General features: G+C 64.4%; 6 protein-coding genes. 2 read left to right on the top strand and 4 right to left on the bottom strand.

The annotated features are described in order from the left end of the window. Window positions 1-163 precede the first annotated feature (163 nt). From corC to miaB, 4 genes are all read right to left on the bottom strand, one after another. Window positions 164-1,048 carry a CNNM family magnesium/cobalt transport protein CorC gene (gene corC / locus BN1119_RS01700; protein ID WP_041992942.1) on the bottom strand — a complete coding sequence of 295 codons (885 nt, stop codon included), beginning with the start codon at window positions 1,046-1,048 and terminating at the stop codon, window positions 164-166. 101 nt (window positions 1,049-1,149) lie between these two features. Further along, on the bottom strand, window positions 1,150-1,614 hold the full coding sequence (gene ybeY, locus BN1119_RS01705; protein ID WP_041992945.1) for an rRNA maturation RNase YbeY: 465 nt from the start codon (window positions 1,612-1,614) through the stop codon (window positions 1,150-1,152). Then, window positions 1,611-2,648 carry a PhoH family protein gene (locus BN1119_RS01710; protein WP_041992948.1) on the bottom strand — a complete coding sequence of 346 codons (1,038 nt, stop codon included), beginning with the start codon at window positions 2,646-2,648 and terminating at the stop codon, window positions 1,611-1,613. The genes ybeY and BN1119_RS01710 overlap by 4 nt, the downstream gene beginning before the upstream one ends. Window positions 2,649-2,699: 51 nt before the next feature. Continuing rightward, entirely contained in the window at window positions 2,700-4,133 is a 1,434-nt protein-coding gene (miaB, locus tag BN1119_RS01715; protein WP_041992951.1) for a tRNA (N6-isopentenyl adenosine(37)-C2)-methylthiotransferase MiaB, read from the bottom strand. A gap of 265 nt (window positions 4,134-4,398) precedes the next feature. Here miaB and BN1119_RS01720 point away from each other — a divergent pair, with 265 nt between their 5' ends. Both BN1119_RS01720 and BN1119_RS01725 read left to right on the top strand, forming a co-directional pair. Then, complete coding sequence (locus tag BN1119_RS01720; RefSeq protein ID WP_041992954.1) at window positions 4,399-5,586, top strand: FAD-dependent oxidoreductase; 1,188 nt, start codon at window positions 4,399-4,401, stop codon at window positions 5,584-5,586. A 27-nt stretch (window positions 5,587-5,613) separates the two neighbouring features. After that, entirely contained in the window at window positions 5,614-6,198 is a 585-nt protein-coding gene (locus BN1119_RS01725; protein WP_041992957.1) for a cysteine hydrolase family protein, read from the top strand. The last annotated feature ends 38 nt before the right edge of the window (window positions 6,199-6,236 follow it).

Here is a 6,236-nt window from a genome sequence, read left to right on the forward strand (position 1 = left end):
TGGTGGATATCTTAACCCGTAATGGTGGGCAACGGCGAGTCCGGTGCGCCACGGCCGCCCTCTGTCCCGCTCCCGAAGGGCCCGTTAGCCTACCTCCAGCACGGCCATCCAATGAAAAGGCCCCGCGTGGCGGGGCCTGATGTCGAGGCGCGACGAGGGGGGATCACTGGGTCTCGGACTGGGCCGCGACATGGTTCTCCGGGATCTTGACCTGCAACTGCTGCAGGCGGCGCCGGTCGGCGTGCATCACCTTGAACAGGTAGCCGCCCAGCTCGATCTCCTCGCCCTTTTTCGGCAGATGGCTGAAGGCGTGCATCACCAGGCCACCCACGGTATCCACCTCTTCATCGCTGAACTGGGTGCCGAAGAAGTCGTTGAAGTCCTCTATCTCGGTCAGGGCGCTGACCGAGAAGACCCGCTTGCTGATGCGGCGGATCTCGTCCGGCTCGTCGTCATCGTCATCGAACTCGTCATCTATCTCGCCGACGATGAGTTCCAGTATGTCTTCAATGGTCACCAGACCCGAGACGCCGCCAAACTCGTCCACCACTATGGCCATGTGGTAGCGCTCCTCGCGAAACTCCTTGAGCAGGCGGTCGACCCGTTTGCTCTCGGGCACGATCACGGTCGGGCGCAGGATGTTTTCGAGGGCGAGGGGCTCGCTGGCATGGTGGGAACCAAAACCGAACGGCAGCAGATCCTTGGCGAGCAGTATGCCCTCCACATGATCCTTGTCTTCGTTGATCACCGGGAAACGGGAGTGACCCGACTCTATGATGACCGGCAGGAGTTCATCCACGGACTGGGATTTCTCTATGGTCACCATCTGGGAGCGGGGGATCATGATGTCGCGTACGCGCAGATCGGCGATCTCGAGCACACCCTCAATCATGTCCTTGGTGTCCTGATCGATGAGATCGCGCTCCTCGGCGTCGGCAATCACATCCACCAAATCGTTGCGGTCTTTTGGCTCGCCCTGGAAGAGTTGGCTGAGCTTGTCGAGCCAGGTTTTCTTCGGCGAGCCGGTACTAGGGTGATCGTCGGTCATTTTTTCTCTTGGTTACTCATTTAAACATGCGGGAATAGTGTGTCTGCTACATGAGGATGACGGCGGCCTGTTTCAATGCCGTGACATGCCTCGGTCAGGGATCAGGCTTCATCGTCGAGATAGGGATCCGCAAAGCCGAGCTCGGCCATGATATCGCGCTCGAGCGCCTCCATCTCCTCGGCTTCCTCATCCTCGATATGGTCATAACCTAGCAGATGCAGACTGCCATGCACAACCATGTGGGCCCAGTGGGCCTCGAGGGGTTTGTTCTGCTCGGCGGCTTCCCGCTCCACCACCTGGCGGCAGATGACGAGATCGCCAAGCAGGGGCAGCTCCAGACCCGGCGGCGCCTCGAACGGGAAGGAGAGCACATTGGTCGGGCTGTCCTTGCCACGATAGGTGTGGTTGAGTTCGCGGCTCTCCGCCTCGTCCACCAGGCGTACCGTCACCTCGGCTTCCTGCTGAAAGCCGAGAAGGGTGCCGTCGAGCCAGGCTTGCAGCTGGGCCTGGCTCGGGAGGCCGGTCTCTTGCTCACAGGCCAGCTGCAGATCCAGGATCACGCTCATTGTGCGCCCTCCTTGCCGGCGGCAGAGTTCGACCGGGCGGCCTGCTCGGCGTCGAACGCCTCGTAGGCCTGGACGATGCGAGCCACCACGGGGTGGCGCACCACGTCCCTGGATTCGAAGAAGTTGAAGGAGAGGCCATCGACCCCCTGCAGCACCTCGATGGCGTGGCGCAGGCCGGAGCGCATGTTGCGCGGCAGATCCACCTGGGTGATGTCACCGGTCACCACCGCCTTGGAGTTGAAGCCGATGCGGGTCAGGAACATCTTCATCTGCTCCGTGGTGGTGTTCTGGGCCTCGTCGAGAATGATGAAGGCATCGTTCAGGGTGCGCCCGCGCATATAGGCGAGCGGCGCGACTTCGATGATGTTGCGCTCCATCAGCTTCTCCACCCGCTCGAAGCCAAGCATCTCGAACAGGGCGTCGTAGAGGGGGCGCAAGTAAGGATCCACCTTCTGGGAGAGATCTCCGGGCAGGAAGCCGAGCTTCTCCCCGGCTTCCACCGCGGGGCGGGTCAGCAGGATGCGCCGTATCTCCTGGCGCTCCAGGGCATCGACCGCGGCGGCGACCGCCAGATAGGTCTTGCCGGTCCCGGCGGGCCCGATGCCGAAGCTGATGTCGTGGCGCACTATGTTGCTGATGTACTGCGCCTGGTTCGGGCTGCGGGGCTTGATGAGACCGCGCTTGGTCTTGACCGTCACCGCCTTGTCGCCCCCCTGGGCGGGGGCCTCGTCATCCTGCTCCAGCACCCGGGACTCCTGCACCGCCAGGTGCACCATCTCGGGCTGGATGTCGCTCACCTTGCCCCCCTTGAGGGCCTGGGTCTCCACATAGAGGTGCTTGAGGATGGCGGCAGCCGCATCCACCTGGGCCTGTTTGCCCAGCAGCTGGAAGTGGTTGTTGCGATAGCTGATCTCGACGCCGAGCCGGCGTTCGAGCTGCTTGAGGTTGTCGTCGAAGGGGCCGCACAGGCTGGCGAGCCGCAGGTTGTCCGCGGGCTCCAGATGCAGGTTCAGGGTCGAGATGTGTCGGGTCAAGGGATCCTCGTCTCATGAGCGAGATCGGCGGGTGCCCCGCCGATCCGGCGTTTAATGGGGGGTAAAACCGGCGACGCCGAGGGCATCGGGCACGTTGTCCGGACGACGGGCCAGGATCTCCCGGGGCGCGACGGCGACCCGCAAATCCATCTCGGCCTCACCGCGCAGCAGGGTGGCGCGCAGCGAGTGTGGCAGCACCTCGGTGATCTCCACGTCGGCGAAGCCGCCGATGAGGGAGCGGGGCCCCACGAAGTTGACCACTCGGTTGTTCTCGGTGCGACCGCGCAGCTGCATGGGATCCTGCTTGGAGGGGCCCTCCACCAGGATGCGCTGGCTGGTGCCCAGCATGGCGCGGCTGATCTGCATCGCCTGGTTGTTGATGACGTGCTGCAACCTGGCCAGGCGCGCCTTCTTCACCTCCATGTCGACATCGTCTGGCATGTCGGCGGCCGGGGTGCCGGGGCGCGGGCTGTAGATGAAGCTGAAGCTCATGTCGAAGTTCACCTCTTCGATGAGCTTCATGGTGGCCTCGAAGTCCTCGTCCGTCTCGTTGGGGAAGCCGACGATGAAGTCGGAACTGATGGTGATGTCGGGACGGGCGGCGCGCAGGCGGCGGATCTTGGACTTGTACTCCAGCGCCGTGTGGGGACGCTTCATCATGGTCAGGATGCGATCCGATCCGCTCTGCACCGGCAGATGCAGGAAGCTGACCACCTCTGGGGTGTCCTTGTAGACCTCGATGATGTCGTCGGTGAACTCGATGGGGTGGCTGGTGGTGTAGCGAATGCGGTCGATGCCGTCGATGGCGGCCACCAGGCGCAGCAGATCCGCGAAGGAGCAGATGCCGTCGTCATGGGTCGGGCCCCGGTAGGCGTTGACGTTCTGGCCGAGCAGGTTGACCTCGCGCACCCCCTGTTCGGCGAGCTGGGCGATCTCGTAGAGCACGTCGTCGAGCGGGCGGCTCACCTCCTCGCCACGGGTGTAGGGCACCACGCAGAAGGAGCAGTATTTGGAGCAGCCTTCCATGATGGAGACAAAGGCGGTGGCCCCTTCGGCACGGGGCTCCGGCAGGCTGTCGAACTTCTCTATCTCGGGGAAGGCGACGTCCACCTGGGCACCGCGACCCTCCTGCACCTGCTTGATCATGGCGGGCAGGCGATGCAGGGTCTGGGGGCCGAAGACGATGTCCACATAGGGGGCGCGGCTGCGAATGCTCTCCCCCTCCTGGGAGGCGACGCAGCCCCCCACCCCGATGACCAGATCGGGTTTGTCAGCCTTGAGCTTCTTCCAGCGACCGAGCTGGTGGAACACCTTCTCCTGGGCCTTCTCGCGAATGGAACAGGTGTTGAGCAGCAAGACGTCTGCTTCTTCCGGCTCGTCGGTGAGTTGATAGCCGTTGCTGGCATCCAGAAGGTCGGCCATCTTGGACGAGTCGTACTCGTTCATCTGGCAGCCCCAGGTTTTAATATGAAGTTTCTTGCTCATTGCTACTCTTGACTGTTTTTGAAAGCGACATGGTCAAAGGACCGGGCATTTTACCCCGCAATCTGGATACTGCCTAGCTAATATCCAGCTGGCACCTGCCCATCCGGCCGGGATCTTGGCGAGCCAGGTCACTGCTTGCCAGGGCATCTTGGGGTATCATGGCCCGCAGATGCCGCGCCGTCCGCGCCACCTTGTTGTCACCCGTCCGCCCCTGGCGGGCCTTGCGCCTCGCGGCGCCCGTTTTCAGGAAGCAGCCATGTCCGCAATGCAAGATGCCCAAACCGCCGCCCCCCAAGAGTGCGATGTGATCATCGTCGGCGCCGGCATGGTGGGCGCCGCCACCGCCTGCCTGCTGGCAGGTCAGGGCCGCTCGGTGCGCCTCGTCGAGAGCCGCCTGCCCGCCCCCTTCTCCCCGGAGCAGCCACGGGATCTGCGGGTCTCCGCCATCAGTCAGGCCTCGGTTGCCCTGCTGGACCGCGCCTGTGCCTGGGAGCCGCTCAGGCAGATGCGATTGTGCCCCTATCGCCGACTGGAAACCTGGGAGCTGGATGGCAGCTCGACCGCCTTCGATGCCGCCACCCTGGGGTTGCCCCAGCTGGGTTACATCATAGAGAACCGCCTGATCCAGCTCGCCTTGCTGCGTCGCATCGAGGCGCTTGCCCATATCCACCTTCACAGCCCGGCGACGGTGCACGGCCTCGCGCAGGACGGTGACGGAGTGGCCCTGACCCTGGCGGATGGCAGCGTGCTGCGGGGGCGCTGGTTGCTGGCCTGTGACGGCGCCGAGTCGCAGATTCGCCTGCTGGCGGGGATCGGCGTGTCCCGTTTCGAGTATCGCCAGCACTGCCTGCTGATCAATATCGACACCGATTTCGCGCAGGAGGACATCACCTGGCAGCAGTTCACCCCCAGCGGCCCGCGCGCCTTCCTGCCCCTGTCCGGCCAGCACGGCTCCCTGGTCTGGTATGACAGCCCGGCCCGGATCCGGGCCCTGGCCGCCATGGACAACGAGGCGCTGGCCACCGAGGTGCGCCGCCACTTCCCGGCCCGGCTCGGCGGTTTTACCGTGACCGGCAAGGGGAGCTTCCCCCTGGTGCGCCGCCATGCCAACGCCTACCACGCCGATCGGGTGGTGCTGCTGGGGGACGCCGCCCACACCATCAACCCGCTGGCGGGGCAGGGCGTCAATCTGGGTTTCAAGGACGTGGCCTGCTGGGTCGAGCTGCTGGAGAAGGCGGGGGCCGACTGGCACGACATCGCCCTGGCCGCACGCTATGAACGGCGCCGTCGCCCGGACAACCTGCTGATGCAGTCGGGGATGGACCTCTTCTACGGGGTGTTCAGCAACGAGATAGGGCCGCTCAAGCTGGCTCGCAACCTGGCCCTCAATCTGGCGGACAAGGCGGGCCCGCTCAAGGAGATGGCCCTGCGCTATGCTCTGGGGCTGGTGTAGCCGGGATTCAACGACGCGGAGGCAACCATGACGGACAAGGCACTGCTGGTCATCGATTTCATCAAGGATCTCGCCCACCCGGATGGCAAGGTCGCGGCCTGCTCCCGCCATGTGCAGGAGCAGGATGCCATCACCCATGCCAACCAGGCGATGGCCCATGCCAGGGCCCGGGGCTGGCTGGTGATCCTGGTGAAGGTGGGGTTCGAGGCCAACTATCATCTGCAACCCAAGGGCTCGCCCATTTTTGGCCGGGCCCAGGAGTTCGGTGCCCTGCGCCTCGATGGCGAGGGTGGGGAATTTCATCCCGATCTGGCGGTGCTAGGGACGGATCTGGTGCTGGAGAAGCCCAGAGTCAGCCCCTTCTACGGCACCGCCCTGGAAGCGGCGCTGCGGGTCAATGGCATCGAGCATCTCTACCTGTGCGGCATCAGCACCACGTGGGCCATTCAGGCCGCCGCCCGGGATGGCCACGATCGGGACTACGCCATCACCATACTGGAAGATGCCTGCGCCGCCGCCGATGCCAATGAGCATCATGCCTCCCTGCGCCAGCTCGGGCGTATCGCCGAGGTTATCCGGGTGGAACAGCTGGTCTCGGCGCAGGGGCGCTAGGGCCAGGTCAGCCAACGCCCACCAGGCAACAAGGCCGA

The sequence above is a fragment of the Aeromonas bivalvium genome, from assembly GCF_000819765.1.
GTDB lineage: Bacteria > Pseudomonadota > Gammaproteobacteria > Enterobacterales > Aeromonadaceae > Aeromonas > Aeromonas bivalvium.